Consider the following 25,270-nt stretch of genomic DNA (forward strand, 5'->3'; position numbering starts at 1 on the left):
TGGCAACCGTGGGTTCCGCCATGCAAGCAAAGGCCAGAGAATCACTCGATGTGATGACTTGTGCTGGTGGAGGGCTTTACGCAGGCACTTTCTCCCCGCTATGGCCGCGATCACACATCCAGCTCGCTGCCGTCCGAGCCGCTGTCCCCGCTGTCGTAGTCCTCGTCGTACGACGGAGGGTCGGAGGCCAGCCCCAGAGCCTCGCGTGCGGTGACCGTGGTGGGGCCGTCGACGTACGCGTAGCCCTTGTCGTAGTGCGTGTAGAAGGCGTCCGGGTCGTCGGCGACGGCGGCCTTCGCCCACTCCTTTTGCGCGCCCTCCATGTCCTTGATCAGCGCGGTGACGGACTTCTCGGTGTCACTCGGCCAGGAGTGCGCGCGCAGCGCCTCGATCTGGTCGCCGAGGACGTCGTGGACGTCCTCGGACCACTCCTGGTAGCCCGGCAGGTCGTCCTCCGGGTAGTCCTCGGGCTCCTCGTAGAGCGTCGCGTCGACGGTGTTGAGGGCCTTCAGGAGGGCGACCTGGTCGGCGTCGAGCGTGGTCTCGTCGGCCCGCAGCGAGCCGGTCAGGCCGGCCGTCTCGTCCGTGTTGCCGAAGATGCAGGTGACCTCGCGGTCACCGAGGCGCCAACTCGTCCGGGTGGGGCCGAAGTAGTACACGTCCACGTCCTCGGGCAGCGCCCAGCTGTCCATGGCGTAGGCGTCCTGGAGCGGGTAGCACTTCTCGTCGGCGGCGACGGAGACCCCGCCGTCGCCGGGGAAGGCGGACCCGGTCAGCCGGAACTCGCCGAACACCTCGCCGTCGTGCTCGCCCGCGCAGGGCACCTCGTCGACGTCGTAGGTCAGGCCCTCGAGCGAGCCGCCCACCGTGTTGAAGCACTGCCCCTTCACGACGGAGAAGTCCGTACCCTCCTTCGCGCCCTCCTTGAATCCCTCCCACATCTCGGACAGGCCGCCCGTGGCGAGCGCCAGGATCCACAGCGCGAGCCCCACGGACGACAGGATCGACCCCGCGATCGCCATCCCCTTGCCCGACTGGCCCTTCTTCCTGATCTGGACCAGCGCGATCACCCCCAGCACGAGTCCCGCGGCCGGAATGCAGCACAGGAGGCCGAGCACGAGGGAGGCGATGGCGAGGCCGTTGACCGGGGAGGGGCGGGTGTACGGGCTGTAGCCCTGCCCCCAGGTCTGGTACGGCGGACCGTACGGCGGCTGTCCATACGGCTGTTGCCCATACGGCTGTCCCGACGGCGGCCCGTACGGGTCCGGGGCCTGGTACGGCTGCTGGGGCCCGGGGGGCGGGGGTATGGACACGGGTGCCGTGCTCCTGGTTCAGACGGTGGCTGGGAACTGACGTACGACAGGGCGCATGGTAAGCGCGGGACGGGTGGGGGCGGAACGGCGATCGCGAACACGGCCACCCCGGCGGCCCCGCCCTTGAGGGTCGCGAGTCAGCTGTCGAAGCCGGTGGCGCGCGTGCGCTTCTCCCAGGCGGCGATGTCCTCGCGGACCTGGTCGAGGTGGCCGAGTACCGCGGTGACGCCGTCGTCGCCGAGCGGGAAGTGGAGCGGCGTGTGCTCGGCCTCCAGGGCGGCCAGGATGAGGGCGGCCGCCTTGGCCGGATCGCCGGCGTCGTCGTCGAAACCGGCGTCGACCACGGCGCGGGTGCCGCCCACGCTGGCGTACGCGCCGGTGTCCGCGCTGGCCTGTGTGCCGTCGTAGAGCGAGGTGCGGAAGGCGCCCGGCTCGACGATCAGTACCTTGACGCCGAACTCCGCGACCTCCCCCGCGAGCGCCTCGGACATGCCCTCCAGGGCGAACTTCGTCCCGCTGTACAGCGAGAAGCCGGGGAAGGACATCTGCCCGCCCATGCTGCTCATCTGCACGATCGCGCCCGAGCGCCGCTCGCGCATGTGCGGCAGCACGGCCCGCACAAGGGCGGCGGGGCCGAAGACGTGCACCTCGAAGAGGGCACGGAGTTCGGCCTCGGCGGTCTCCTCGAAAGCGCCGACGTGACCGCGGCCCGCGTTGTTGACCAGGACGTCGATCCGGCCGTGCCGGGCCAGTACGTCCCGCACGGCCGGCTCGGCGGCCGACGTGTCGGCGACGTCCAGCCGCAGCGCCTCGACCTGGTCGGGGCGGGCGGCCACGAGGTCGTCCAGCCCCTCGGGCCTGCGTGCCGCGCCCACCACCACGTCACCTGCGGCGACGGCGGCCTCCGTGATGGCCCGCCCGAATCCGCTGCTCGCGCCCGTCACCAGCCATACCTTGTTCATGTCTCTCTCCTTGCCTGAGTGGCTTGTGAACCAGGTTGCTGCGGACGCCTGTTGCCCGTCCAAGACCCTTGGTGATAACCGATGGTTATGACGACCGACGTTCACGTACGGGACCTGCGCTACTTCCTCGCGGTGGCGGAGGAGCTGCACTTCACGCGCGCGGCCGAGCGGCTGTACGTCTCACAGCCCGCGCTGAGCAAACAAGTACGGGCGCTGGAGCGGCAGTTGGGCGTCGAGCTGTTCCGGCGCGACCGGCACGGCGTGGCGCTCACCGGGGCGGGCGCGGCCCTGTTGCCGTACGCCCGGCGGGTGTTGGACACCTGGGCCGAGGGGGCGGCGGCGGTGGAGGCGGTGCGGGCCGCGCAGCGCAGCACCCTGGCCGTCGGGATGAGCACCAGCCCGGGGCGTGGCGGGCTACTGCCGGCGATCCGCTCCCGCTTCATGGCCGAACACCCCGCTGCCACCGTCCGGTTGCGGCAGGTCAGCTGGGAGGACCCGTCCGCCGGTCTCGCGGACGGCTCCGCGGACGTCGCCTTCGTCTGGCTGCCCCTGCCCGACGCGGACCGCTACGCGTGGACGGTCGTCGCCGAGGAGCCCCGCCTGGTCGCCCTCCCCGACACCCACCCGCTCGCCGCCCGCACCGAGGTCGCCTTCGCCGACCTGGCCGACGAGCCGTTCCTCGCCCTGCCGCCCGGCTCGGGCCCGCTGCGCGACTACTGGCTCGCCCTGGAGGAACGCGGGGGCCGTCCGCCGCGCATCGGCGCGGAGATCGCGAGCACGGAGGAGACGTACGAGGCCCTGGTCGGCGGCCTCGGTATCTGCCTCGTCGCCTCGGGCAACGCCCCGCTGATCACGCTCGGCGGCGTGGTCACCCGGCCGGTGCGCGGCATCGGGCCCAGCCGGTACGCGCTGGCCTGGCGGCGAGAAGACGGACAGCGGCCGCTGGTGCGCGGGTATGCGGAGGCGTGCCGGTCGGTCGCCGGGGCATGACATGACATCAACTTCGCTTCGCTCACGGCTACTTACTCACCCGGCCGCACACCACGCGGGCGGCGCGGACGAGGAGCACTACAGCGAGCCGTTCCTCACCCACGAGAAGATCGACGTCGGAACGGCGCGCCCCCCGGAAGCGAAGTCGAACACCGTCCCAGCTCACAACGGGACCGGCACCCTCACGGCCTGGAGCGTTCCTTCTCCAGTACGTCCACGCAGCGGCCCAGCAGCCCGACCAGCGCCCCGCGCTCCTCGTCCGTGAACTGGGCGGCCAGCGCCTGCTCCGCCCGGACGATCCTGGCGTCGGCGTCGGCCAGGACGGCGTGGCCCTCGTCGGTGAGGCGGGTCTCCAGGACGTTCCGGTGCCATTCGTGCGGGGTGCGTTCGATCAGGGCGCGGTCCTGGAGGTTCTTCAGGACGGTGTTCATGGTCGGAGGCGTGACCCCGCACATGCGGGCCAGGGCCGCCGCGGAGATGCCGGGGCTCCCGGCGAGGCAGAGCAGCGCCGAGTACTGCGCGACGGTCACACCCGCCGGTTTGAGGAGCGTGGTCTTCGTCGCGCTGAGAGCCTGTTCGGCCCGCTTGAGGTGGGATCCGAGGCGCTCGGAAGCGGGCATGGACGTCATTCGGCCATGGTAGCGGGCACCCATTGATTAGTTACCAAACAAGCATTCATACATTGACGATGATTAGAGCTCTAACCTATGTTCATGGTCATTCCATAGCGAGCAGCCGACCCGAGAGGCGCCCCTGTGTCCCGTCCGATCCACCGCCGCACCTTCCTGACCAGCGCCACCGCCGTGGCCGTCGCCGCGGCGGTCCCGACGGCACGGGCCGCCGACGCGCCCGGTGTCGGCACCGCCTTCACCCTCCCCGGCGAGCGCGCCTACCCCGAGGGCATAGGGCTCGACCCGCGCACCGGTGACGCCTACGTCGGCTCGTTCACGACCGGCGCCGTCTACCGGGCCACGCCGGGCGCGGGCGCGGCCGAGGTGTTCCTCCCGGCGGGCACGGACGGCCGTGGCACCACCGCCGGGCTGAAGGCCGACCGGGCCGGCCGGCTCTGGGTCGTCGGCCCGTCCGCCGGCGTCGACGTCTACGACCTGCGCACGCGCGCGCTGCTCGCCCGTTTCGAGGTGCCGGGCGACGCGGCCCGCTTCGTCAACGACCTGGCGATCGCACCGGACGGCACCGCCTACGTCACCGACAGCGCTCGCGGGGTCCTCTACCGCGTCACGCCGGGCGACCTGGCCCGGGCCCTCGGCGGCAGCGCGACGCTGACCGTGTACCGCGACCTGCGGGCCGCCCTCGCGTCCGACCCGCCGGTGACCCGTGTGTTCAACGGCATCGTCGCCACCAGCCGTTTCCTGCTGGTCGTCGACACTGCCACGGGCGACCTGGTCCGGGTGGATCTCGCGAGCGGTGCGGTATGTCAAGTCTCGCTGCACGGAGGTGACTTGGCGCACGGAGACGGTCTGGAGCTGGTCCGCGGCACGTTGTGGGCCGCGCACAACACGACCAATACGATCAGCCGCTGGCGGCTCTCGGCGGACGGCTGCGCGGCCCGGCTGGAGCGCAGCGTCACCGACACCGCGCTCCAGATCCCGACCGCCCTCGCCCACAGCCACGGGCGCCTGCTGGTCGTGCGCTCACAGTTCGACAAGGGCGGCCCGTTCGGACCGGGCGTGCCCGAGACGCCGTTCAGCGTGGCGCGGGTGGCCGGGATCTGACGGTCCGGCACGGAGCTCGGCGAAGGGGCCCGACTCTCGCGAGCCCGGCCCCTTCCGACGTGCATGTTCGCCCCGTCGGCGACGTGGCGTTACTTCAGTCGCTCAGACGTTGAACCTGAACTCCACGACATCCCCGTCCTGCATGACGTAGTCCTTGCCCTCCATGCGCGCCTTGCCCTTCGCGCGGGCCTCGGCGACCGAGCCGGTCTCGACGAGGTCGGCGAAGGAGATGACCTCCGCCTTGATGAAGCCCTTCTGGAAGTCGGTGTGGATCACACCGGCCGCCTCGGGGGCCGTCGCGCCCTTCTTGATGGTCCAGGCGCGGGATTCCTTGGGGCCGGCCGTCAGGTAGGTCTGCAGGCCGAGGGTCCTGAAGCCGACGTGGGCGAGGGTGGCGAGGCCCGGCTCGTCGGCGCCGACGGACTGGAGGAGCTCCAGCGCGTCCTCCTCGTCGAGCTCGGCGAGGTCCTGCTCCAGCTTGGCGTTGAGGAAGATCGCCTCGGCGGGGGCGACCAGGGCGCGCTGCTCGTCCTTGAAGCCGTCGTCCACCAGCTCGTCCTCGTCCACGTTGAAGACGTAGAGGAAGGGCTTCGTCGTCAGAAGGTGCAGGTCGTGGAGGAGCTCCTCGTTGCCCGAGCCCTGGACGATGCCCGCGGAGAAGAGGGTGTCGCCCTTCTCCAGGATCTCCTTCGCCGCCTCGACGGCCGCCACCTTCGCAACGACGTCCTTCTTGATCCGCGACTCCTTCTGGAGGCGCGGCAGGACCTTCTCGATGGTCTGGAGGTCGGCGAGGATCAGCTCGGTGTTGATCGTCTCGATGTCGTCCTTGGGCGAGACCTTGCCGTCGACGTGCACGACGTTCTCGTCCTTGAAGGCACGGATGACCTGGCAGATCGCGTCGGACTCGCGGATGTTCGCGAGGAACTTGTTGCCCAGGCCCTCACCCTCGGACGCGCCCTTCACGATGCCCGCGATGTCGACGAAGTCGACGGTCGCCGGGAGGATCCGCTGGGAGGAGAAGATTTCGGCCAGCTTGGTGAGCCGGGCGTCGGGGACGCCGACGACACCGACGTTCGGCTCGATCGTGGCGAACGGGTAGTTGGCCGCGAGCACGTCGTTCTTGGTCAGGGCGTTGAACAGGGTCGACTTGCCGACATTCGGCAGACCGACGATTCCGATCGTGAGCGACACGTTGCGACTTCCCGTAGTGAGAGGGCCAGGCGGCCAGAGGGCTGGCCGATCCACCAGTTTACGGCGTGCCCGACCCCGCTCCAGCGACCTGTCGAACGCTTGGCCAAGGTCTTCCCTTCGGCGTGTCTGAGGGGCGATTCCACACATAAACCGACCTAAGTTGGTCCAGTGGAGCAACACAGGACGCGATCCCCGCACAACGGCACGCGACGCGGCACACCGGGACCGCCTCTGCCCGCGCAGGCGCGCGGTGGGCGCCGTCCGCCGCTCGCCCGCCGTCCGGCACCACCGGTGGTCCAGACCCTGCGACGGCTGCCCAACCCCCGGCTCACCGGACTCGGCGGCGGCCTGTTCTGCGGCGCGGTCATGTTCGCCCTGGGCTGCCTCGACTCGCTGCTCTTCGGCTCGTCGCTGACGGCGTACGGCGTGCTGTTCCTGCCGGTGTGCGTGCTGACGGCCGTCTGGATCCGGCGGGGCGATCTGCTGACCGCCCCCGTCGTCGTGCCGATCGCCTTCGCCGTGGGCCTCCTCCCCGTCGCCGAGAGCGGCGGCGGGACCTCGGGCCGGCTGATGGGCCTGTTCACCGCACTCGCCACCCAGGCCGGCTGGCTCTACGGCGGGACGCTGATCGCCGGACTCATCGCGACCGTGCGGAAGATCCGGCTGATGCGCCGCCGGTCCGGGTGACTCCGATCGGGCCTCCGTGGAGGGCCTACTCCTTCGCCGCCCGCATCGCCGCCCCCACGATCCCCGCGTTGTTCTGCAGCTGCGCCGGGACGATCTCCGCCTTGATGCCCTCGATGAAGTGCAGGAACTTCTCGGACTTGCGGCTGACACCGCCGCCGACGATGAACAGCTCCGGCGAGAAGAGCATCTCGACGTGGGCGAGGTACTTCGTGACCCGGCGGGCCCAGTGCTCCCAGGTCAGCTCGCCGTCCTCCTTGGCCTTGCTGGAGGCGCGCTTCTCCGCGTCGTGACCGTGCAGTTCGAGATGGCCGAGCTCGCTGTTGGGGACGAGGACGCCGTCGACGAAGACCGCACTGCCGATGCCCGTGCCGAAGGTCAGCAGGATGACCGTGCCCTTGCGGCCCTGCCCCGCGCCGAAGCTCATCTCGGCGACGCCCGCCGCGTCCGCGTCGTTGACCAAGGTCACCGGGAGCCCGCCCAGCCGCTCGCTGAACAACACGCGCGCGTCCATGTCGATCCAGCCCTTGTCGACGTTGGCCGCCGTACGGATCGTGGCCCCGCCGGTGACCACCCCGGGGAAGGTCAGCCCGACCGGCCCGGTCCAGCCGAAGTGGTCGACGACCTGCTTCACCCCGTCGGCCACGCCGTCGGGCGTGGCCGGGTGCGGGGTCAGCACCTTGAAACGCTCGTCCGCCAGATCGCCCCTGTCCAGGTCGACAGGGGCGCCCTTGATACCGGATCCACCGATGTCCACGCCGAAGATCTGCATGGCCCCACGTTACGACGGACGACTGACAGTCACTCCGCCGAGGTGCCCGTCCGGTCGGCGATCAGCGCCGCCGCCTCTTCGCGCAGATCGCGGCGCAGCTCCTTCGGGAGCGAGAAGGTGATGGACTCCTCGGCCGTCTTCACCGTCTCCACGTCCCCGTAGCCACGCGCGCCCAACCACTCCAGCACCTCCTCCACCAGCACGTCCGGGACCGAGGCACCGGAGGTCAGACCGACCGTGGTGACGCCTTCCAACCAGGCCTCGTCGATCTCGGAGGCGAAGTCCACCAGGTGCGCGGCGGGGGCGCCCGCGTCCAGGGCGACCTCGACCATACGGATCGAGTTCGAGGAGTTCTTCGAGCCCACCACGATCACCAGCTGAGCGTCCTCGGCGAGCTTCTTGACCGCGATCTGGCGGTTCTGCGTGGCGTAGCAGATGTCGTCGCTGGGGGGCGAGATGAGCTGCGGGAACTTCTCCTTCAGCGCCTCCACGGTCTCCATGGTCTCGTCGACCGAGAGGGTGGTCTGCGACAGCCAGACGACCTTGGACTCGTCACGGACCTCGACCTGGGCGACGTCCTCGGGGCCGTCGACGAGGGTGATGTGGTCGGGGGCCTCGCCGGAGGTGCCGATGACCTCCTCGTGGCCCTCGTGCCCGATCAGGAGGATGTCGTAGTCCTCCTTGGCGAAGCGGACGGCTTCCTTGTGGACCTTGGTGACGAGCGGGCAGGTCGCGTCGATGGTGGCGAGCCGGCCGCGCGCGGCCTCCTCGTGGACGACGGGGGCGACGCCGTGCGCGGAGAACATGACGATGTTCCCCTCGGGGACCTCCTCCGTCCGTTCGACGAAGACGGCACCCTTCCTCTCCAGCGTCTGCACCACGTACTTGTTGTGGACGATCTCGTGCCGGACGTACACCGGAGCGCCGTACTGCTCCAGGGCTTTCTCGACGGCGATCACGGCGCGGTCCACACCCGCGCAGTAGCCCCGGGGGGCGGCGAGCAGGACACGGCGGCCAGGCGAAGCAGTCATGCGTCCCATCGTACGGCCGCGTTCGGCGGGTCAAAGATCGCGTCGCCGTGACCATCCTGGGGAGACTGGGGGTGGGCCGGGGGCCGTGAGGCGGGACACGACGGGCGAGGCACAGGCGGAGGCATGATGTCCGGGACCGACACGGCGGATCCCACGACCCACGAGGAACACGGCGACCTGCGGCGCAGCCTCGGCTTCAAGGACCTCGTCGTCTACGGCCTGCTGTTCATCGCACCCATGGCCCCCGTCGGCGTCTACGGCACGCTGGACGCCAAGTCCCACGGAGCGGTCGCGCTCGTCTATGTCGTCGCCACCGTCGCGATGGCGTTCACCGCATTCAGTTACGCGCAGATGGTGCGGGTGGTCCCCCAGGCGGGGTCGGTGTTCGCCTACGCGCGCGTGGCGCTCGGCAGGGAGGCCGGGTTCATCGCGGGCTGGATGGCGATGCTGGACTACCTGCTCATCCCCGCGGTCGCGTACCTGTTCTCCGGGATCGCGATGAACGCGCTCGTCCCCGAGGTCTCGCGCTGGGTGTGGACGGCGCTGGCGGTGGTCGTGACGACGTTGCTGAACCTGTGGGGCGTACGGGCGGCGGCCCGCGTGGGCTTCCTGGTGCTGGCGCTGGAGATCGTGGTGCTGCTGGTGTTCGTGGTCGCGGCGATCGTGGTCCTCACACGGGACGGGGCGGAGCGCGGCTGGCTGTCGCCCCTGTCCGGTGACGGCACGCAGGGCGCCTTCGCGCTGTCGGCGGTCATGGGCGCGGTGTCGATCGCCGTCCTGTCCTACCTCGGCTTCGACGCGATCGCCTCCTTCGCCGAGGAGGTCACCGGCGGCTCGGAGAAGGTCGCGCGCGCGGTGCTGTTCTGTCTGGCGCTGGCGGGTGTGCTGTTCGTGGCGCAGACCTACCTGGTGGCGCTGCTGGAGCCGACGACCTCGGCGGAGTTCGCCGCCGACCCCGGCAAGCAGGGCTCCGCCTTCTACGACGCCGTCGACGTGTCGGTGGGGACGTGGCTGCACGACCTGGTGGCCGCCAGCAAGGCGATCGGCGCGGCGTTCGCGGCGCTGGCCGGACAGGCGGCGGCGGGGCGGCTGCTCTTCGCGATGGGCCGCGACCGCCGCCTCCCCCGGGTCCTGTCGAAGACGGACTCCGGGGTGCCGCGGGTGGCGCTGCTGGTCGCGGCCGTCATCACGCTGGTGGCGGCGGTGTGGGCGGCCCGCCGGGACGATGGCATGGACCACCTGGTCTCCGTGGTCGACATCGGCGCCCTGACCGCCTTCACGCTGCTGCACGCGAGCGTGGTCGGCTGGTTCGCGGTACGGCGGCGGGGCGGGCCGGTGATCTGGTGGCGGCATGTGCTGGTGCCGGTGGTCGGGGCGGTCATCACCGTCGCCGTGATCGTGGAGGCGTCGGGGGCGGCGCAGGTGGTGGGGGCGGTGTGGTTCGTGGTCGGGGTGCTGGTGTTGGTGGGGCAGCGGGGGCGGGCGGAGGCTGCTCGGTAGCCGTCGGCGCCGGTGAGTCGTCACGCTGGGCGGCGTTGTCGTACGCGGCCGTTACCCTCGCGGCATGGCTGTGAACTCGTCCCCCGAAACCCCCATCCCCGTCGGTGAGGTGTCGCGGCTCATCGGCGGCTGGATCGACCGCCTCGGCGCCGTCTGGGTCGAGGGCCAGATCACCCAGCTCTCCCGCCGCCCCGGCGCCGGCGTCGTGTTCCTCACGCTGCGCGACCCGTCGTACGACATCTCCGTGAGCGTCACCTGCTACCGCCAGGTGTTCGACGCGGTCGCGGACGTCGTGACCGAGGGCGCCCGGGTCGTCGTGCTGGCGAAGCCCGAGTGGTACGCCCCGCGCGGGCAACTCTCCCTGCGCGCCACGGAGATAAAGCCGGTCGGGGTCGGCGAGCTCCTCGCCCGCCTGGAACAGCTGAAGAAGTCCCTCGCCGCCGAGGGCCTGTTCGCGCCGGAGCGGAAGAAGCCGCTGCCCTTCCTGCCCCAGCTCATCGGTCTCGTCTGCGGTCGCGCCTCCGCCGCCGAGCGGGACGTCCTCGAGAACGCCCGCCACCGCTGGCCCGCCGTCCGCTTCGAGGTGCGCAACGTCCCCGTGCAGGGCGTGCACGCGGTGCCGCAGGTGGTCCAGGCGGTCAAGGAGCTCGACGCGCTGGACGACGTGGACGTGATCATCGTGGCGCGCGGGGGCGGCAGCGTGGAGGACCTCCTCCCGTTCTCCGACGAGCAGTTGGTGCGGGCGGTCGCGTCCTGCCGTACGCCCGTCGTGTCCGCCATCGGTCACGAGCCCGACACCCCGCTCCTCGACTACGTCGCCGACCTGCGCGCCTCCACCCCGACCGACGCCGCGAAGAAGGTCGTACCGGACGTCGGCGAGGAGTACGAACGCGTACGGCAGCTGCGCGACCGCGCGCGGCGCGCCGTGCGGGGGTTCGTCGAGCGGGAGGAGCGGGGGCTCGCCCACGCGCTCGCCCGGCCGTCGATAGAGGATCCGCACCGGATGATCGACGAGCGGTCCGATCATGTCGCGTCCCTGGTCGACCGCTCACGGCGCACCCTCGGCCACCTCCTCGACCGCGCCGACTCCGAGCTGACGCACACCCACGCGCGCGTGGTGGCCCTCTCCCCCGCCGCGACCCTGAAGCGCGGGTACGCCGTGCTGCAGAAGGCCGACGGCCACGTGGTCCGCGACCCGGCCGAGGTGACGGCGGACGAGGCGCTGCGGGCGCGGGTCGCCGAGGGTGAGTTCTCCGTACGAGTCGATACATAGGGTGGGCGCATGACCAGCAAGGTGGATGAGGCGCTCGGGTACGAGCAGGCGCGGGACGAGCTGATCGAGGTCGTACGGCGGCTGGAGGCGGGCGGTACGACGCTGGAGGAGTCCCTCGCCCTCTGGGAGCGGGGCGAGGAGCTGGCGAAGGTGTGCCGGCGCTGGCTGGACGGGGCGCGGGCGCGGCTGGACGCGGCGCTGGCGGAGGAGGAGCAGGGGTCGGAGGGGGCCTCCGAAGACGCCGAGTAGAGCCGGTGCGGGGTGTGAAGCGGATCACCGTACCCCGCTTTTTGTTGAAGGTTGAACTTCACTCGCGTACCGTCGAGGACGTCAACCGGTCCCCGGTCCGTTTCCGGGCCGACGCTCATCCCGAGAAGGTTCACGCATGTCTCTCGCCCTTGACCCCGCCGCCCAGGACCTGCTGTTCCGCGAGGCCCGCACCGCGAACACCTTCACCGACGAGCCGGTGACCGACGAGCAGCTCCAGGCCATCTACGACCTGGTCAAGTACGGCCCCACCGCCTTCAACCAGAGCCCGCTGCGCGTCACGCTGGTCCGCTCCGCCGAGGCCCGTGAGCGCCTGGTCAAGCACATGGCCGAGGGCAACCAGCCGAAGACCGCCACCGCCCCGCTGGTCGCGATCCTCTCCGCGGACAACGAGTTCCACGAGGAGCTGCCCCAGCTCTTCCCGCACTTCCCGCAGGCCAAGGACGTCTTCTTCGCGGAGCGCCCGGCCCGTGAGGGTGCCGCCGCGCTGAACGCCTCCCTGCAGGCCGCGTACTTCATCATCGGCGTCCGCGCCGCCGGTCTGGCCGCCGGCCCGATGACCGGCCTGGACTTCGCGGGCGTCCAGAAGGAGTTCCTGGACGACGACCACACCCCGCTGATGGTCGTCAACATCGGCAAGCCGGGCGACGACGCCTGGTTCCCGCGCTCCCCGCGCCTGGCGTACGACGAGGTCGTCACCACCGTCTGATCCACCGTGTGAGATGCGTGACATGACGAGAGGCCCCCGGCTGCCTGGCAGCCGGGGGCCTCTCGTGGTTCATGGGGGTGCTCAGGTCGTCTTCAGCGCCTTCGCCATCTCCGTCAGCTGCGCGAACGAGCCCGTGCCCGCCACCACGGTGGTCGCCCCGTCCCCCTCGTGCACGAGGGCGTCGTAGCGGCCGCCGCTGTACCGCGTCCAGGTGCGGCCCGCGATCTCCTCGGTCTTCTTCGTCGCCTCGGCGCCCTGGCTGGCCTCGTCGATGAACGTCGACGCCTTCTGAGTCGACTGCTCGATCTGGACGTACTCACCACCGGGGGCGTGGAAGCCCAGATGCCAGGCATCGAACGCGTCGCCCTGGAAGCGGACGGAGGTCGCCTTCCAGTCGGCCGTCAGGCCCTCGGGCGCGGCCACCGGGTAGGACGCCGCGCGGCGCGCCGTGAGCAGCTCGACGCGGTAGTCGACCTTCTTGACCTCCGGGGCGGAGTCGTCGTGCGGGATGAACACGTAGATGACCGCCGCCGCGATACCGATCAGGCCCAGGGAGAGAATCATGTCCCGGACCGTCTTCTGCTTGCCGTTCGAACCTGCCACGTCCCTATCGTCGCAGGTGCCCTGGTCCGCTCATCCGTGGGGCCCCCTGCTCATTTTGTCTGCCCGGGGATAGAGTCGGGCCCATACCCTCATCCGGCCGTCGTCGTATCAGAAAGGTGCGCTCCGATGACCGAGCATCATCTGCCGTCCGAACTCGAAGTCCCCTCCGAAGCCCCCGACCGCAACCTCGCCCTGGAGCTCGTCCGGGTGACCGAAGCCGCCGCGATGGCCGCGGGCCGCTGGGTCGGGCGCGGCGAGAAGAACGGCGCCGACGGTGCCGCGGTGCGCGCCATGCGGACCCTCGTCTCCACCGTCTCGATGAACGGCGTCGTCGTCATCGGTGAGGGCGAGAAGGACGAGGCCCCGATGCTCTTCAACGGGGAGCGCGTGGGCGACGGGACCGGGCCCGAGTGCGACATCGCCGTCGATCCGATCGACGGGACCACTCTGACCGCCAAGGGCATGCCGAACGCGATCGCCGTGCTGGCCGCCGCGGACCGGGGTTCCATGTTCGACCCGTCCGCCGTGTTCTACATGGACAAGCTGGTCACCGGGCCCGAGGCCGCCGACTTCGTCGACATCAACGCGCCCGTGTCCGTCAACATCCGCCGGGTCGCCAAGGCCAAGCGGTCCTCCCCCGAGGACGTCACCGTCGTCATCCTCGACCGGCCGCGGCACGAGGGGATCATCAAGGAGATCCGGGAGGCCGGTGCGCGCATCAAGCTGATCTCCGACGGCGATGTCGCCGGCTCGATCTACGCGCTCCGCGAGGGCACCGGCGTCGACCTGCTGCTCGGCATCGGCGGCACCCCCGAGGGCATCATCTCGGCCTGTGCCGTGAAGTGCCTGGGCGGCACGATCCAGGGCAAGCTGTGGCCGAAGGACGCGGAGGAGCGGGCGCGGGCGATCGATGCCGGGCACGATCTGGACCGGGTGCTGACCACCGACGACCTGGTGTCGGGGGACAACGTGTTCTTCGTGGCCACGGGGATCACCGACGGTGAGTTGCTGAAGGGTGTCCGGTACCGGTCGGAGGTCGCGACCACCGACTCGATCGTCATGCGGTCGAAGTCCGGGACGGTGCGGAGGATTGAATCCGAGCATCGGCTCAGCAAGCTGCGGGCGTACAGCGCGATTGACTTCGACCGCGCGAAGTAACGCCGTTGGGGTGCGGATGCGTTGTCGGCTGCGGGTTCATCGTGGCTGGTCGCGCAGTTCCCAGCGCCCCTAGGTGAGTTACCGAGCCCTGCGTTTGAATGTGAGCCCTGCGCTCCAAAGTGAAGGGCGCCCCCGGTGCGGTGGGGGCGCCCTTTCACGTGCCGGAGTTGGCGGCTAGCCCGCCGCCGCTATCTGGCCCGTCGACCTCGCCGCCTTCTTCAGTTCCATGTCGCGGCGGCGGCGCCTTGCCAGGACCACGCGGCGTTCGGCGGCGGTGAGGCCGCCCCAGACGCCGTAGGGCTCCGGTTGCAGCAGCGCGTGCTCGCGGCACTCGACCATGACCGGGCAGCCCGCACAGACGCGCTTCGCGGCCTGCTCGCGGGAGAGCCGGGCGGCGGTGGGTTCTTTGGAGGGTGCGAAGAACAGGCCGGCCTCGTCCCGCCGGCACACCGCCTCGGTGTGCCAGGGGGCGTCTTGGTCCCTGTCCCGCACTGGCACCCGCTGGGCCGGAACGGCAGCGACCTGCAGGGACGAATGCGGCGGTTGCAGCACGGTCTACTCCTGACGACGGCTTCGCGAGTGAGCGACGATGCGACAAGGCCTACCCGCTGTGCGCGCGCCTATGCACTCAGTTCCGAACCGCCGGATTCCCGACCGTCAACGATCCAGGTGTTTGCGCAAACCCTTGTCGACCTTGCGCTGAACGCGATCGAGGATGTCCGCAACGACCTTGCCCCGCTTGGGCCTTCCCTCGATGTTGCCCAGCACGGCCCACCCGTCGACGTACACGACGGGCGCGTCGGGCTCGTCCGAATCGAGCGTGTCCACCTCGAAGTTGCCGAGGACACCGCCGCCGGTGCCGCGCAGCGAGACGTTCTCCGGGACGCGGACCTCGACGTTGCCGAAGACCGAGATCGCCTTGATCACGACCTGCCGGTACTCGAAGATCGCCTCGCTGAGGTCGATCTCGACGCTGCCGAAGACGGCGTACGCGTGGATACGGCGGCCGGCGCGCCAGCGGCCCTTGCGGACGGCGGCGCTGAAGACCGCCACCACGGTGTCGTCCGGGTCGGCGGGGAGCGCGTCGGTGGGGCGGTTCGCGGCCGGGGTGTAGGCGGGGGCCGCGCGACGCTCGTGGGCCGCGGGCAGGTCCCGTATGAAGACCTCCAGCTCGCCGACCGTCTTGGCGGCCAGCACCCCCTCCACGCGCTCGGAATGCTCGTCCGCGGTGAGGCGGCCCTCGGCCAGGGCCTCGCGCAGGATGTCGGCGATGCGGTCGCGGTCGGCGTCCGAAGCGCGCAGTTCGGACACCTGTGGTGTGCTCTTCTGAAGGTCCACGACAGCAGCGTACCGAAACGCGATAGATCGCGACTAGGCCTGTGGACAACCAACTGAGCCTTACCTCACAAGCTTCCGGCCTTGGACAGGTTCTAGGCTGGTGAGGCCTGCCAACGGAGGCCGGCCGTCGTCTGTCGAGTGAGGAATGGGCTGAGATGCCTGAGTTCGCGTACACCGATCTGCTCCCCATGGGAGAGGACACCACCCCGTACCGGCTGGTGACCTCCGAGGGTGTCTCCACTTTCGAGGCCGACGGGCGGACGTTCCTCAAGGTCGAGCCGGAGGCGCTGCGCAAGCTCGCCGAAGAGGCCATCCACGACATCCAGCACTACCTGCGCCCGGCCCACCTCGCGCAGCTGCGCCGCATCATCGACGACCCCGAGGCGTCGAACAACGACAAGTTCGTCGCCCTCGACCTGCTGAAGAACGCGAACATCGCGGCGGCGGGCGTGCTCCCGATGTGCCAGGACACCGGCACGGCGATCGTCATGGGCAAGCGCGGCCAGAACGTGCTGACGTCCGGCGGCGACGAGGCGGCCCTCTCCCGCGGCATCTACGACGCGTACCTGAACCTGAACCTGCGCTACTCGCAGATGGCCCCGCTGACGATGTGGGACGAGAAGAACACCGGCTCCAACCTCCCGGCCCAGATCGAGCTGTACGCCACCGACGGCGGCGCCTACAAGTTCCTGTTCATGGCCAAGGGCGGCGGCTCCGCCAACAAGTCGTTCCTCTACCAGGAGACGAAGGCCGTCCTGAACGAGGCCTCCATGATGAAGTTCCTGGAGGAGAAGATCCGTTCGCTGGGCACGGCCGCGTGCCCGCCGTACCACCTGGCGATCGTGGTGGGCGGCACCAGCGCCGAGTACGCGCTGAAGACCGCCAAGTACGCCTCCGCGCACTACCTGGACGAGGTCCCGTCCGAGGGCTCGGAGCTGGGCCACGGCTTCCGTGACAAGGACCTTGAGCAGAAGGTCTTCGAGCTGACGCAGAAGATCGGCATCGGGGCGCAGTTCGGCGGCAAGTACTTCTGCCACGACGTGCGGGTGGTGCGGTTGCCGCGGCACGGGGCGTCCTGCCCGGTCGCGATCGCGGTCTCCTGCTCGGCCGACCGCCAGGCCGTCGCGAAGATCACCGCCGAGGGTGTCTTCCTGGAGCAGCTGGAGACGGACCCGGCGCGGTTCCTGCCGGAGACGACGGACGAGCACCTCGAGTCCGACGGCGACGTCGTGAAGATCGACCTGAACCAGCCGATGGACGACATCCTCGCCGAGCTGACCAAGTACCCGGTGAAGACCCGCCTTTCGCTCACCGGTCCGCTGGTCGTGGCCCGCGACATCGCGCACGCCAAGATCAAGGAGCGTCTTGACGCGGGCGAGGAGATGCCGCAGTACCTCAAGGACCACCCGGTGTACTACGCCGGCCCGGCCAAGACCCCCGAGGGGTACGCGTCCGGTTCCTTCGGCCCGACCACGGCCGGCCGCATGGACTCCTACGTCGAGCAGTTCCAGGCGGCGGGCGGCTCCAAGGTGATGCTCGCCAAGGGCAACCGCTCCACCCAGGTCACCAACGCGTGCGACACCCACGGCGGCTTCTACCTCGGCTCCATCGGCGGCCCGGCCGCCCGGCTCGCCCAGGACTGCATCAAGAAGGTCGAGGTCGTCGAGTACGAGGAGCTCGGCATGGAGGCCGTCTGGAAGATCGAGGTCGAGGACTTCCCGGCGTTCATCGTCGTGGACGACAAGGGCAACGACTTCTTCCAGGACCCGGCGCCGGCGCCGACGTTCACGTCGATTCCGGTGCGGGGGCCTGGGCTGGCGTAAGCGGCGTGGTGCGGTGGGAGCTGTCTCCCTCCCCCGCCGCCCCTACCCGTCCCATCTCCAGGGGCTCCGCCCCTTCGACCCCGCTGGGGCTCCGCCCCAGACCCCGATCGGCCTGAACGGCCTCGTCCTCAAACGCCGGACGGGCTGAAATGCGCCGGCCTCGTCTCAATCGCCGAGGTCGAAGTCCAGCCGCTGGTAATCCCCGTCCTCCGTGAAGTGGATCTGCCCGCTCGCGCCGCGGTAGTCGTCGGTTCCGCCGGTGACGGACGCGTCGAACTCGGGCAGTTCCGCCGACTCTTCCAGCGGCACCGTCATGAGCACCTGGGCGGTGATCTGGCCGCCGGACAGGACAAAGGTGCCGGCGCACTGGATGTCCATGGGGTTGCCTGCGCGGACGACCGTGCAGACGACGCCGTCCCGGCCGACCTTTTCGCCGCCCTTGTCGCGATAGAGGTCGTCGGCGAAGGAGAAGGCATCGCCGACAGCGGGGGCCTGCTGCTCGCCCTCGCCTTCCTCCTCACCGGGGACTTCCTTGGCGTAGAGAGTGAAATCGTCCTCGGCGGCCGACGCGGGAGCGGCAGTGGCGAGGGCGGCCGACGCGGCCATACCGGCGGCGGCGAGCGCGCCGAACGTTCTGATGCTGCGGAGCATGGCTTGCCTCCTGTGGGGTGACGAGCCCCCCTGCGCTCCTCCATTGTCCGGCGATCGTCCCCTGCCCGCCCGGTGAGCCGAGCCGCCGTTCGGCCCAGGCGCGGAACATCGTGGCGCCCCCGATCGCTATAGCCGGTATGAGCGACTACCGCATCGAGCACGACTCCATGGGCGAGGTCAGGGTCCCCGCGGACGCCAAGTGGCGCGCCCAGACCCAGCGCGCCGTCGAGAACTTCCCCATCTCCGGCCAGCGCATCGAGCGCGCCCACATCGAGGCCCTGGCCAGGATCAAGGGTGCCGCCGCGAAGGTGAATGCCGAGCTGGGTGTGCTCGACAAGGACGTCGCCGAGGCGATCCAGGACGCGGCCGCCGAAGTCGCCCGGGGGGACTGGGACGAGCACTTCCCGATCGACGTGTTCCAGACCGGGTCCGGGACCTCGTCCAACATGAACACCAACGAGGTCATCGCCACGCTCGCGACCGAGCGGCTCGGCAAGGGCGTGCACCCCAACGACCACGTCAACGCCTCCCAGTCGTCCAACGACGTCTTCCCGTCCTCCATCCACATCGCCGCCACCGGCGCCGTCACGCGCGATCTCATCCCGGCCCTGGAGCACCTCGCCGCAGCCCTCACCCGCAAGTCCGAGGAGTTCGCCGACGTCGTGAAGTCCGGGCGGACCCATCTCATGGATGCCACGCCCGTGACTCTGGGGCAGGAGTTCGGCGGGTACGCCGCGCAGATCCGGTACGGCGTCGAGCGGCTGCACGCCTCCCTCCCCCGGCTCGCCGAGCTGCCCCTCGGGGGTACCGCCGTCGGTACCGGGATCAACACACCCCCCGGCTTCTCCGCGGCCGTCATCGAGGAGGTCGCCCGTGTCACGGGCCTCCCCCTCACCGAGGCCCGCGACCACTTCGAGGCGCAGGGCGCGCGGGACGGGATCGTCGAGACCAGCGGGCAGCTCAGGACCATCGCCGGTTCCCTCACCAAGATCTCCAACGACCTGCGGTGGATGGCCTCCGGGCCTCGGACCGGGCTCGCCGAGATCTCTCTCCCCGACCTCCAGCCCGGGTCGTCGATCATGCCCGGCAAGGTCAATCCCGTCATCCCGGAAGCCGTGCTCATGGTCGCCGCCCAGGTCGTCGGCAACGACGCCACCGTCGCCACCGCCGGAGCCGCCGGCAACTTCGAGCTCAATGTGATGCTGCCGGTCATCGCCAAGAACGTTCTCGAGTCCGTCCGGCTGCTCGCCAACGTGTCGCGGCTGCTCGCCGACCGGACCGTCGACGGGATCGTCGCGCACCGTGAGCGGGCCCGCGAGTACGCCGAGTCCTCACCCTCCGTGGTCACCCCGCTCAACAAGTACATCGGGTACGAGGAGGCCGCGAAGGTCGCCAAGAAGGCACTGGCGGAGCGGAAGACCATTCGTCAAGTCATCCTGGAGAGCGGGTACATCGAGCGCGGCGACCTCACCCTCGTACAGCTCGACGAGGCCCTGGATGTCCTGCGGATGACGCATCCGTAACCAATCACGTCCCCGGCGTGAACCGTGACGCGCACCGCAGCGTCGTATGCCTATGGCACCTAATATCTGTTCATGGCAGACGGTGGAGCGGTGAGAGCGGTGGAAGCAGGTACGTCGACGGCCTTCTGGGCGCCCGGGGATCAGATCCTGTGGCGCTACCGGGAGAACGCCGGCGCGCGCTTCCACATCGCGCGCCCGGTCACCGTCGTACGGGACGACGAGGACGTTCTCGCCGTGTGGCTGGCTCCGGGCACCGAGTGTGTGAAGCCCGTGCTCGCCGACGGCACGCCGGTGCACGTGGAGCCGCTGGAGTCCCGTTACACCAAGCCTCGGACCGTGCAGCTCGACCGCTGGTTCGGCACCGGTGTGCTGAAACTCGCCCGGCCGGGCGAGCCCTGGTCGGTGTGGCTGTTCTGGGAACCGGGCTGGCAGTTCAAGAACTGGTACGTGAACCTCGAGGAACCGCTGGTGCGTTGGGCCGGCGGGGTCGACTCCGAGGACCACTTCCTGGACATCTCCGTGCACCCGGACCGCAGTTGGCACTGGCGGGACGAGGACGAGTTCGCGCAGGCCCAGCGGGACGGCCTGATGGCCGCCGGACCGGCCGAACAGGTGCAGGAGGCGGGCCGGTCGGCGGTGGAGGTGATCCGCGCCTGGGGGCCGCCGTTCTCGGACGGCTGGCAGCAATGGCGCCCGAATCCGTCCTGGGCGGTACCCTCCCTGCCGGAAGACTGGGACCGTACGCCCGCGCACATGTCCTCATGAGACCCTTGATGCGCCCCCGGGCTACAAACGTAGGATCGTCCTCCGCAAGTGTGCGCAGCGACAACTACCGGAACGGGCGCTGGGCTTGACCGATCGTCACCGAGGGGCGGCAGGACGTGAGCGAGGGGTACGAGGGCAACACCGGTACGGACCGCAGACGGTACGCCGGTGGCACAGAAACAGCCTCTGACCACGCGGGAATTCCGTTCCGGGGACATGCATTCCGGGTATCGGGATTTCGGCGGGACCAACTGCACGCGCGGCGTGCAGCCCCGGACGGACGGATTCGACACGCGTGACGGAGCAGCCGACCTCCTTCGAACGCCCCCAGCCGGGCGTCGACCCCACGGACCCCCGCGGGGCGCTCCTGCGTACCTCGACGCCGTCACACGCGCCCGGCGCCGGCGCCTTACCCGCTCAGGCGCGCACCGGCGAGACCCCGCCCGCCGGGTCGGGTACGACGGCACCTGACGCCAAGGACAGGAACAAGGGCGGCAGGAACAAGGACAAGGGCAAGAACACGGGCAAGAACACCGGACCTGACGCTGTCGGCACCGGCCCCGAGCACTCCCAGCCCGCCGCCGCCGAGCCCGACACCCATCGTCCGCGGCCCGCTCCCGAGGTCGTCCCCGTGCAGCCGGGCGGCGAGCAGGAGCGGCCGCAGGCCGACCCCGAAGGTGAGCGCCGTACCGGACAGGGGCTGCCGCTCGGGCGGCCCACCCCGATGCGGCGGGACGGGGACCGGCTGCGGTTCGTGGGGGCCGCGACCCGGCGGATCGCCCGCGGCATCGACCTGGACGAGATCGTGATGGGGCTGTGCCGGGCGACCGTGCCGACCTTCTCCGACGCGATCCTCGTCTATCTGCGCGACCCGCTGCCGGTCGGCGACGAGCGGCCCACCGGGCCCCTCGTGCTGCGGCTGCGGCGCACCGACCGGATCCCGGAGGAGCGGGACTCCGACACGGGGTTCGCGCCGCTCCAGCCGGAGCCTGCCGAGTTCGCCGAGCTGTCGGGGCTGGACACGCTCGGCGGTGAACTGTGCGAGGTACGGCCCGGCAGCGCGCTCGCCGAGGTGCTGCGCGGGGTGCGTCCCGTCTTCACCGACACGCCCGCGGCCCACGCCGCACTGCCCGAACTCCTGGGTGAGGGCGGCGAGTTCGTCGTACCGTCCGGCCGGCGGGCGATCCTCGCCCCGCTGCGCGGCCGGCGCCGGGTCATCGGCGCCGCGCTGTTCCTGCGCCGCCCGGAGCGCATCCCCTTCGAGCCCGACGACCTGCTCGTCGCGGCCCAGCTCGCCACGCACAGCGCGCTCGGCATCGACAAGGCGGTGCTGTACGGCCGTGAGGCGTACATCGCCGACGAACTGCAGCGCACCATGCTGCCCGAGACCCTGCCGCGGCCCACGGGCGTGCGGCTGGCCTCCCGCTACCTGCCCGCCGCCGAGACCGCGCGCGTCGGCGGCGACTGGTACGACGCCATCCCGCTGCCCGGCAGCCGGGTGGCGCTGGTGGTGGGTGACGTCATGGGGCACTCCATGACCAGCGCGGCCATCATGGGCCAGCTGCGGACCACCGCGCAGACCCTCGCCGGGCTCGACCTGCCCCCGCAGGAGGTCCTGCACCACCTCGACGAGCAGGCCCAGCGGCTCGGCACCGACCGCATGGCGACCTGCCTCTACGCCGTCTACGACCCGGTCTCGCACCGCATCACCATCGCCAACGCCGGCCATCCCCCGCCCGTCCTGCTGCACCTGGGCGGCCGGGCCGAGGTCCTGCGGGTCCCGCCGGGCGCGCCGATCGGGGTCGGCGGCGTCGACTTCGAGGCCGTGGAACTGGACGCACCCGCCGGGGCGACCCTGCTCCTGTACACCGACGGGCTCGTCGAGTCGCGGCTGCGGGACGTGTGGACCGGGATAGAGCAGCTGCGCGAGAAGCTCGCCGCGACCGCGCAGCTCACCGGACCCGACCACCCGCCGCCGCTGGAAGCCCTGTGCGACGAGGTGCTCGACATGCTCGGCCCGGGCGACCGGGACGACGACATCGCGCTGCTCGCCGCCCGCTTCGACGGGATCGCGCCGAGCGATGTGGCGTACTGGTTCCTGGAGCCGGAGGACGCCGCCCCCGGCCGGGCCCGTCGTCTGGCGCGCCGCGCGCTCGCCCGCTGGGGCATGGAGGAACTCACCGACTCCGTCGAGCTGTTGGTCAGCGAGGTCGTGACGAACGCCGTGCGCTATGCGACCCGGCCGGTCACGCTACGGCTGCTGCGGACCGACGTCCTGCGGTGTGAAGTCGGCGACGACGTGCCGCAGTTGCCTCGGCTACGGCAGGCTCGGGCCACCGACGAGGGCGGGCGTGGGCTGTATCTGGTGAACCGGCTGGCCCGGCGGTGGGGGGCCACCCGGCTCAGCACCGGCAAGGTCGTGTGGTTCGAACTGGCCCGGCCCGCCGCGGAGTAGTCGTCCGAGATACGCCAAGGGCGCCCGGTGAACACCGGGCGCCCTTCGCTGTGCGCGACTGTCGCTACTGATCCTCGTTGGGGTCGAGCGGATTCTCCGGTGTCGGCGCCGTCGGCGTCGAGGTCGGAGTCGTCGCTCCGTCCGTCGGCTCCTCCGTGGTCGGCGTCGAGCTCGGAGTCGTCTCCTCGTCCGTCGGCTTCTCCGACGTCGGCGTCTCGCTCGGTTCCTCCGTCGTCGGCGTCTCCGACGGCGTCTCGCTCGGCTCCTGCGTGAACGTCGGCGTCACGGTCGGCTGGACCGCCGCGCCCTGGTCGGTGTCCAGGTCGAACTTGGTGTTCTTGCCCGCGACGCCGAAGGTGTACGCCGCCCAGATCTGCGCCGGGAAGCCACCACCGTTGACGCGGGGCACACCGCCCGCCTCGTACATCGAGACCTGCGCGCCGTTCTTCGCGGACTCGCCGAACAGGCCGACCGAGGTGACCAGGTCGGGCGTGTAGCCGGTGAACCAGGCCGACCGGTTCTCGTCGGACGTACCCGTCTTGCCGGCGACCTTACGGCCGTCCCGGTTCGCGTTGTCCCGCACCGACACCTTGGCCGTACCGTCGTCGACCACGCCCGTCAGCACCGAGGTGACCGTGTCGGCGGCCTCGCGGCTGATGACCTGATCGCCGATCGGGTCCGGCAGCTTGACCGTGCGCCGGCTGCTCTCGACCGACTTGATGATGGTCGGGGTGACCTGCTTGCCGTGGTTGTCGAGGGTCGCGTAGACGCCGGCCATCTGCAGCGGGCTCGCGCCCATGGTGCCGAGGGTCTGCGCGGGCACCGCGCTGAGGTCGGCGGTGTCCATGCCCAGCTGGTTCGCGACCTTCAGCACCTTGTCCATGCCGACGTCGACGCCCAGCTGCGCGAAGACGGAGTTGACCGACTTGTTCATCGCCGTCTGGACGGTGATGTTGCCGTAGTTCTGGTCGTCCTCGTTCTCGGGGGCGAACCCGACCTTGGTGCCGTCGTCCACGACCGGGCGCTTGCTGGTGCCGTCGTAGATGGTGTTCGCCGTGATCTGCTTGCCGCTCTGCGTCTCGGCGGCCTCGTCGAGGGCGGCGGCGAGGATCACCGGCTTGAACGTGGAGGCGGGCTGGTAGTCGGTGCGGGTCGCGTTGTTGCGGTAGTGCTTGTAGTAGTCCTTGCCGCCGTACATCGCGACGACCGCGCCCGTCTTGGGGTTCACGGACACCGCACCGGCCTGGACGTCCCCGTCCACGGAGCGTTTCTTCGCGTCGAGCTTGCTGGTGAGCTGCGACTTGGCGGCCTTCTCCAGCGCCGCCTGCTTCTTCTTGTCGATGTTGAGCGTGATGGTCCAGCCACCGGCCTTGACCATGGTCAGGGCGTCGTTGAGGTTGTCGGTGGCGCCGTCGGCCACCAGCTGCTTGGCCAGCTGGTTGTTGGCCGCGTCCACCAGGTAGCCGGTCTGGCCGCCCATGCCGGGCGCGGCCTTGGGCTCCTTGGGGACCGGGAACTCCATGGCCTCGCGCTTGGTCTTGTCCAGCCAGCCCTCCTCGACCATGTTGTCGAGGACGTAGTTCCAGCGCGCCTTGGCCAGCTTCTTGCCGTCGTCGGTGGCGATGGCCCAGTCGTACTGGCTCGGCGCCTGCAACAGCGCGGCGAGGTAGGCGCCCTGCGCGACCGTGAGTTTCTCCGCGTCGACGCGGTAGTAGGCCTGTGCGGCGGCCTGGATGCCGTAGGCGCCCTGGCCGTAGTAGCTGGTGTTGATGTAGCCGGCGAGGATGTAGTCCTTGGACTTGGTGCGGTCCAGCTTCAGCGAGATGACCAGTTCCTTCAGCTTGCGCGTGACGGTCTGGTCCTGGGTCAGGTAGTAGTTCTTGACGTACTGCTGGGTGATCGTCGAACCACCCTGGGCACCCTTGCCGGAGAGCGTGTTGAACAGGCCGCGGGCGGTGCCCTTGAGGTCGACGCCGGCGTCCTTGTAGAAGGTCTTGTTCTCGGCGGCGACGAAGGTCCGCTGGACGTCCTTGGGTACCTCCGCCAGCGGCACGATCTCGCGGTTCTTCTCGCCGTCGCGGGTCAGGAGGTCGCCGTTGCTGTACTTGTAGACGTTGCTCTGCAGCGTCGCGTCGGCGTTGCCCTTGGGAATGTCGATCATCATGTACAGCGCGATGAAGGCGCCGATGCCGAGCAGGCAGAGACCGAAGAAGGTGCCGAGCAGCTTCTTCCAGGTGAAGAGCCTGCGTATGCCGCTCTTCTTGCTCTTCTTTCCCCGGCCCTGTGACGCCCTGCGTGCCGCGGCCCGGCCGCCGCCTATCTCGGTCACATCGCCGCCGACACCGGCGCTCGGCGTCCCGGACGAGCGCATGGGCGCCGCGCGGCGGCCACCACGCTGCCGCGCTCGTCTGTCTTCCGCTCGTCCCATGGGTCGACTCGCTCCGCTTCCATCTCGGCAGCCACACAAGTTGGTGGCTCAGGTCAGCTCAGAAGCTAACACCGCTCTATATGACAAAGGACGTTCGATCC

General features: G+C 70.2%; 23 protein-coding genes. 12 read left to right on the top strand and 11 right to left on the bottom strand.

Features of this window, described 5'->3' with window-relative positions; all coding sequences use genetic code 11:
* Positions 1 to 110 precede the first annotated feature (110 nt).
* A complete protein-coding gene (locus tag IG08_RS0101045; protein ID WP_030594857.1) occupies positions 111 to 1,313 on the bottom strand; it encodes a DUF4190 domain-containing protein in 1,203 nt (400 codons plus the stop codon).
* 137 nt (positions 1,314 to 1,450) lie between these two features.
* Positions 1,451 to 2,275 carry an oxidoreductase gene (locus IG08_RS0101050; RefSeq protein ID WP_030594861.1) on the bottom strand — a complete coding sequence of 275 codons (825 nt, stop codon included), beginning with the start codon at positions 2,273 to 2,275 and terminating at the stop codon, positions 1,451 to 1,453.
* 81 nt (positions 2,276 to 2,356) lie between these two features.
* On the opposite strand from IG08_RS0101050, the gene IG08_RS0101055 reads away from it, so the two are divergent.
* Positions 2,357 to 3,265 carry a LysR family transcriptional regulator gene (locus IG08_RS0101055; RefSeq protein WP_078655378.1) on the top strand — a complete coding sequence of 303 codons (909 nt, stop codon included), beginning with the start codon at positions 2,357 to 2,359 and terminating at the stop codon, positions 3,263 to 3,265.
* Positions 3,266 to 3,447: 182 nt separating this feature from the next.
* On the opposite strand, the gene IG08_RS0101060 is transcribed toward IG08_RS0101055, so the two are convergent.
* Positions 3,448 to 3,894, bottom strand: a complete 447-nt coding sequence (locus tag IG08_RS0101060; RefSeq protein WP_106980847.1) for a MarR family winged helix-turn-helix transcriptional regulator — start codon at positions 3,892 to 3,894, stop codon at positions 3,448 to 3,450.
* 126 nt (positions 3,895 to 4,020) lie between these two features.
* On the opposite strand from IG08_RS0101060, the gene IG08_RS61060 reads away from it, so the two are divergent.
* Complete coding sequence (locus IG08_RS61060; protein ID WP_234342772.1) at positions 4,021 to 4,998, top strand: SMP-30/gluconolactonase/LRE family protein; 978 nt, start codon at positions 4,021 to 4,023, stop codon at positions 4,996 to 4,998.
* A 102-nt stretch (positions 4,999 to 5,100) separates the two neighbouring features.
* Here IG08_RS61060 and ychF read toward each other — a convergent pair whose 3' ends face one another.
* On the bottom strand, positions 5,101 to 6,189 hold the full coding sequence (ychF, locus tag IG08_RS0101070) for a redox-regulated ATPase YchF (RefSeq protein ID WP_030594872.1): 1,089 nt from the start codon (positions 6,187 to 6,189) through the stop codon (positions 5,101 to 5,103).
* A gap of 168 nt (positions 6,190 to 6,357) precedes the next feature.
* On the opposite strand from ychF, the gene IG08_RS0101075 reads away from it, so the two are divergent.
* A complete protein-coding gene (locus IG08_RS0101075) occupies positions 6,358 to 6,876 on the top strand; it encodes a DUF6542 domain-containing protein (RefSeq protein WP_078655379.1) in 519 nt (172 codons plus the stop codon).
* A 25-nt stretch (positions 6,877 to 6,901) separates the two neighbouring features.
* Here the strand turns inward: IG08_RS0101075 and ppgK are convergent, their stop codons facing one another.
* Positions 6,902 to 7,645, bottom strand: coding sequence for a polyphosphate--glucose phosphotransferase (ppgK, locus tag IG08_RS0101080; RefSeq protein WP_030594878.1), 744 nt, complete (start codon positions 7,643 to 7,645; stop codon positions 6,902 to 6,904).
* A 29-nt stretch (positions 7,646 to 7,674) separates the two neighbouring features.
* Positions 7,675 to 8,685, bottom strand: coding sequence for a 4-hydroxy-3-methylbut-2-enyl diphosphate reductase (locus IG08_RS0101085; protein WP_030594881.1), 1,011 nt, complete (start codon positions 8,683 to 8,685; stop codon positions 7,675 to 7,677).
* Between the two features lie 117 nt (positions 8,686 to 8,802).
* Here IG08_RS0101085 and IG08_RS0101090 point away from each other — a divergent pair, with 117 nt between their 5' ends.
* From IG08_RS0101090 to IG08_RS0101105, 4 genes are all read left to right on the top strand, one after another.
* Complete coding sequence (locus IG08_RS0101090; protein WP_030594883.1) at positions 8,803 to 10,176, top strand: APC family permease; 1,374 nt, start codon at positions 8,803 to 8,805, stop codon at positions 10,174 to 10,176.
* Positions 10,177 to 10,240: 64 nt separating this feature from the next.
* A complete protein-coding gene (xseA, locus tag IG08_RS0101095; RefSeq protein WP_030594886.1) occupies positions 10,241 to 11,449 on the top strand; it encodes an exodeoxyribonuclease VII large subunit in 1,209 nt (402 codons plus the stop codon).
* 9 nt (positions 11,450 to 11,458) lie between these two features.
* Complete coding sequence (locus tag IG08_RS0101100) at positions 11,459 to 11,698, top strand: exodeoxyribonuclease VII small subunit (protein ID WP_030594889.1); 240 nt, start codon at positions 11,459 to 11,461, stop codon at positions 11,696 to 11,698.
* A 136-nt stretch (positions 11,699 to 11,834) separates the two neighbouring features.
* Positions 11,835 to 12,425, top strand: a complete 591-nt coding sequence (locus IG08_RS0101105; RefSeq protein WP_030594891.1) for a malonic semialdehyde reductase — start codon at positions 11,835 to 11,837, stop codon at positions 12,423 to 12,425.
* 81 nt (positions 12,426 to 12,506) lie between these two features.
* Here the strand turns inward: IG08_RS0101105 and IG08_RS0101110 are convergent, their stop codons facing one another.
* Positions 12,507 to 13,028, bottom strand: coding sequence for a DUF4245 domain-containing protein (locus IG08_RS0101110; protein WP_030594894.1), 522 nt, complete (start codon positions 13,026 to 13,028; stop codon positions 12,507 to 12,509).
* Between the two features lie 126 nt (positions 13,029 to 13,154).
* Between IG08_RS0101110 and glpX the strand changes: the two genes are divergently transcribed.
* Positions 13,155 to 14,186: a class II fructose-bisphosphatase gene (glpX, locus tag IG08_RS0101115; RefSeq protein WP_030594897.1), complete on the top strand. Its 1,032-nt coding sequence runs from the start codon at positions 13,155 to 13,157 to the stop codon at positions 14,184 to 14,186.
* 174 nt (positions 14,187 to 14,360) lie between these two features.
* On the opposite strand, the gene IG08_RS0101120 is transcribed toward glpX, so the two are convergent.
* Complete coding sequence (locus IG08_RS0101120) at positions 14,361 to 14,738, bottom strand: WhiB family transcriptional regulator (protein ID WP_030594900.1); 378 nt, start codon at positions 14,736 to 14,738, stop codon at positions 14,361 to 14,363.
* 105 nt (positions 14,739 to 14,843) lie between these two features.
* Positions 14,844 to 15,524 carry a DUF1707 SHOCT-like domain-containing protein gene (locus IG08_RS0101125; protein WP_030594902.1) on the bottom strand — a complete coding sequence of 227 codons (681 nt, stop codon included), beginning with the start codon at positions 15,522 to 15,524 and terminating at the stop codon, positions 14,844 to 14,846.
* A 155-nt stretch (positions 15,525 to 15,679) separates the two neighbouring features.
* Here IG08_RS0101125 and IG08_RS0101130 point away from each other — a divergent pair, with 155 nt between their 5' ends.
* Positions 15,680 to 17,347: a fumarate hydratase gene (locus IG08_RS0101130; RefSeq protein WP_030594905.1), complete on the top strand. Its 1,668-nt coding sequence runs from the start codon at positions 15,680 to 15,682 to the stop codon at positions 17,345 to 17,347.
* 165 nt (positions 17,348 to 17,512) lie between these two features.
* Here IG08_RS0101130 and IG08_RS0101135 read toward each other — a convergent pair whose 3' ends face one another.
* Positions 17,513 to 17,998: an allene oxide cyclase barrel-like domain-containing protein gene (locus IG08_RS0101135; RefSeq protein WP_030594908.1), complete on the bottom strand. Its 486-nt coding sequence runs from the start codon at positions 17,996 to 17,998 to the stop codon at positions 17,513 to 17,515.
* Between the two features lie 137 nt (positions 17,999 to 18,135).
* Between IG08_RS0101135 and IG08_RS0101140 the strand changes: the two genes are divergently transcribed.
* The 3 genes from IG08_RS0101140 (at position 18,136) to IG08_RS0101150 (ending at position 22,741) form a co-directional block, all read left to right on the top strand.
* Positions 18,136 to 19,521, top strand: a complete 1,386-nt coding sequence (locus tag IG08_RS0101140; RefSeq protein ID WP_030594910.1) for a class II fumarate hydratase — start codon at positions 18,136 to 18,138, stop codon at positions 19,519 to 19,521.
* A 72-nt stretch (positions 19,522 to 19,593) separates the two neighbouring features.
* Positions 19,594 to 20,286 (top strand): cytidylyl-2-hydroxypropylphosphonate hydrolase, encoded by a 693-nt coding sequence (fomD, locus tag IG08_RS0101145; protein ID WP_199820789.1) that lies wholly within the window; start codon positions 19,594 to 19,596, stop codon positions 20,284 to 20,286.
* A gap of 295 nt (positions 20,287 to 20,581) precedes the next feature.
* Entirely contained in the window at positions 20,582 to 22,741 is a 2,160-nt protein-coding gene (locus tag IG08_RS0101150; protein WP_030594914.1) for a SpoIIE family protein phosphatase, read from the top strand.
* Positions 22,742 to 22,805: 64 nt separating this feature from the next.
* Here IG08_RS0101150 and IG08_RS0101155 read toward each other — a convergent pair whose 3' ends face one another.
* Positions 22,806 to 25,169 (bottom strand): transglycosylase domain-containing protein, encoded by a 2,364-nt coding sequence (locus tag IG08_RS0101155; protein ID WP_030594916.1) that lies wholly within the window; start codon positions 25,167 to 25,169, stop codon positions 22,806 to 22,808.
* Positions 25,170 to 25,270 lie beyond the last annotated feature (101 nt).

Source organism: Streptomyces fulvoviolaceus, assembly GCF_000718165.1.
Taxonomy (GTDB): Bacteria; Actinomycetota; Actinomycetes; order Streptomycetales; family Streptomycetaceae; genus Streptomyces; species Streptomyces fulvoviolaceus.

Coding starts and splice junctions, on each gene's coding strand:
- IG08_RS0101050 (WP_030594861.1), bottom strand. CDS start 2,275: ATGAACAAGGTATGGCTGGTGACGGGCGCGAGCAGCGGATTCGGGCGG.
- IG08_RS0101055 (WP_078655378.1), top strand. CDS start 2,357: ATGGTTATGACGACCGACGTTCACGTACGGGACCTGCGCTACTTCCTC.
- IG08_RS0101060 (WP_106980847.1), bottom strand. CDS start 3,894: ATGACGTCCATGCCCGCTTCCGAGCGCCTCGGATCCCACCTCAAGCGG.
- ppgK (WP_030594878.1), bottom strand. CDS start 7,645: ATGCAGATCTTCGGCGTGGACATCGGTGGATCCGGTATCAAGGGCGCC.
- IG08_RS0101085 (WP_030594881.1), bottom strand. CDS start 8,685: ATGGGACGCATGACTGCTTCGCCTGGCCGCCGTGTCCTGCTCGCCGCC.
- IG08_RS0101090 (WP_030594883.1), top strand. CDS start 8,803: ATGTCCGGGACCGACACGGCGGATCCCACGACCCACGAGGAACACGGC.
- xseA (WP_030594886.1), top strand. CDS start 10,241: ATGGCTGTGAACTCGTCCCCCGAAACCCCCATCCCCGTCGGTGAGGTG.
- IG08_RS0101100 (WP_030594889.1), top strand. CDS start 11,459: ATGACCAGCAAGGTGGATGAGGCGCTCGGGTACGAGCAGGCGCGGGAC.
- IG08_RS0101105 (WP_030594891.1), top strand. CDS start 11,835: ATGTCTCTCGCCCTTGACCCCGCCGCCCAGGACCTGCTGTTCCGCGAG.
- glpX (WP_030594897.1), top strand. CDS start 13,155: ATGACCGAGCATCATCTGCCGTCCGAACTCGAAGTCCCCTCCGAAGCC.
- IG08_RS0101130 (WP_030594905.1), top strand. CDS start 15,680: ATGCCTGAGTTCGCGTACACCGATCTGCTCCCCATGGGAGAGGACACC.
- IG08_RS0101135 (WP_030594908.1), bottom strand. CDS start 17,998: ATGCTCCGCAGCATCAGAACGTTCGGCGCGCTCGCCGCCGCCGGTATG.
- IG08_RS0101140 (WP_030594910.1), top strand. CDS start 18,136: ATGAGCGACTACCGCATCGAGCACGACTCCATGGGCGAGGTCAGGGTC.
- fomD (WP_199820789.1), top strand. CDS start 19,594: ATGGCAGACGGTGGAGCGGTGAGAGCGGTGGAAGCAGGTACGTCGACG.
- IG08_RS0101155 (WP_030594916.1), bottom strand. CDS start 25,169: ATGGGACGAGCGGAAGACAGACGAGCGCGGCAGCGTGGTGGCCGCCGC.